Source organism: Methylobacterium sp. CCH5-D2 (assembly GCF_001556475.1).
GTDB lineage: Bacteria > Pseudomonadota > Alphaproteobacteria > Rhizobiales > Beijerinckiaceae > Methylobacterium > Methylobacterium hispanicum.
Genome location: NZ_LSIX01000929.1, coordinates 1 through 2,008 on the forward strand (window position 1 = coordinate 1; position 2,008 = coordinate 2,008).

The 2,008-nt window shown below is 73.1% G+C and carries 2 protein-coding genes; both read left to right on the forward strand.

Annotated elements, in window-relative coordinates:
• Positions 1–71: 71 nt before the first annotated feature.
• Positions 72–818 carry a precorrin-6A synthase (deacetylating) gene (gene cobF / locus AX737_RS25055; protein ID WP_066926109.1) on the forward strand — a complete coding sequence of 249 codons (747 nt, stop codon included), beginning with the start codon at positions 72–74 and terminating at the stop codon, positions 816–818.
• A gap of 160 nt (positions 819–978) precedes the next feature.
• Positions 979–2,008, forward strand: a 1,030-nt coding sequence (locus AX737_RS25060) for a DEAD/DEAH box helicase (RefSeq protein ID WP_156453950.1), incomplete at its 3' end; no start/stop codon positions are given.

Here is a 2,008-nt window from a genome sequence, read left to right on the forward strand (position 1 = left end):
AACCCCCGCAACCAAATCCGAACGGCCCGTCCTCTCCAGAGGGCGGGCCGTTCGCATGTCCGGAGCATGCCATGCGAACCCTGCGCGTCATCGGGATCGGTACGGGCAATCCCGAGCACCTGACCTTGCAGGCGGTGCGGGCGCTCGCCGACGTCGACGCGGTGTTCGCCCTCGACAAGGGCGCCGAGACGGCGGACCTGCTGGCGCTGCGGCGGGCGATCTGCGCCGAGCACATCCGCAAGCCCTACCGCTTCGTCGCCGCCGAGGATCCGCCGCGGGACCGGCGTCCGGCCGATTACGGCGGCACGGTCGAGGCATGGCACGCCGCGCGCGCGGAACTCCTCGAAAGGCTGATCCGGGACAATCTCGGGGCAGGGGAGGTAGGGGCCTTCCTGGTCTGGGGGGACCCTTCCCTCTACGACAGCACCCTGCGCATCCTGGAGCGCATCCGGACCCGCGGCACCCTGCCCTTCACCTGCGCGGTGGTGCCCGGCATCACCAGCGTGCAGGCGCTGACGGCGGCGCATCGGATCCTGCTGAATCGGATCGGCGCGGACGTGGCGATCACCACGGGCCGCAACCTCGCGGACGGGGTGCTGCCGGCCGACAGCACCGTGGTGATGCTCGACGGCGATCCCGCTTTCGACCATCTCGACCCGGAGCTGACGATCTACTGGGGCGCCTATCTGGGCTCGCCAGACGAGATCCTGCTCGCCGGCCGGCTCGGCACGGTCGGCCCGGAGATCCGGCGGCTGCGCGCCGAGGCCCGCGCCCGCCACGGCTGGATCATGGACACCTACCTGCTGCGCAAGCCCTAGGTCCCGGTTTCGAAAGGCCAAGGCCTTTCGCGGGTCCAGGGCAGCGCCCTGGTTCTTGGCCGCCGCCCGGTGTGGCTGCGCCACCTCAGGGCTCCGCCCCGAGGCCCCGCCAAAGGGCGAAGCCCTTTGGAAACCCGGATCGGGGCCGTAAACGGCGCCCATGCTGCAGCTCAGGGATTATCAGCGCGCGAGCCTCGACGCGCTCCAGGCGGCGTGGAGTGGGGCAGGGGGGGCAGCGATCCGGGACGGGCTGATCGTGCTGCCGACCGGGGCCGGCAAGGCCCTGGTGATCGCGGCCCTCGCCCGCGAGACCCTGGAGCGGGAGCCTGGGGCCCGCATCGTCGTCGTGACGCACAGCCGCGAGCTGATCGCGCAGAACCACCGCGAGCTCGTGGGCTACTGGCCGGAGGCGCCGGCCGGCATCTTCTCGGCCGGGCTCGGGCGGCGCGAGGCGGGTGCGCAGGTTCTGGTCTGCGGCATCCAGTCGGTCTGGGACAAGCTCGGCGCGGTCGGCCCGCGCGACCTCGTCGTCGTGGACGAGGCCCACCTGATCCCGCGCGCCGCCGAGACCCGCTACGGGCGCTTCCTCGGCGGCCTGCGCGCGCTGCGGCCGGAGATGCGCGTCGTCGGCTTCACGGCGACCCCCTACCGGCTCGACAGCGGGCGCCTCGACGAGGGGCAGGGCTCCCTGTTCGAGCGCATCGTCTACGAGGCGAATGTCGGCGACCTGATCCAGCGGGGCTGGCTCAGCCCCCTGCTCTCGAAGGCGACGCTGACCGCCCTCGACGTCAGCGGCGTCGGGCGGCGCGGGGGCGACTACATCCCGAGCCAGCTCGAGGCCGCGGTGAACCAGGACTGGATCACCCGCGCGGCGGTCGAGGAGATGGTCGGCTACGGCCGGGACCGGCGGGCCTGGCTCGCCTTCTGCGCCGGCGTCGCCCACGCGGAGGCCGTGCGCGACGCGGTGCGGGCGGAAGGGTTCTCCTGCGAGGCGATCTCCGGCGAGACGCCGCGGCGGGCGCGCGACCGGCTGGTCCAGAGCTTTCGCGAGGGGCGGATCCGCTGCCTCACCTCGGTCGGGGTGCTGGCCACCGGCTTCAACGTGCCGGAGGTCGATCTCGTCGCCCTGCTCCGTCCGACCCAGAGCACCGGGCTCTACGTGCAGCAGGTCGGCCGGGCGCTGCGGCGGG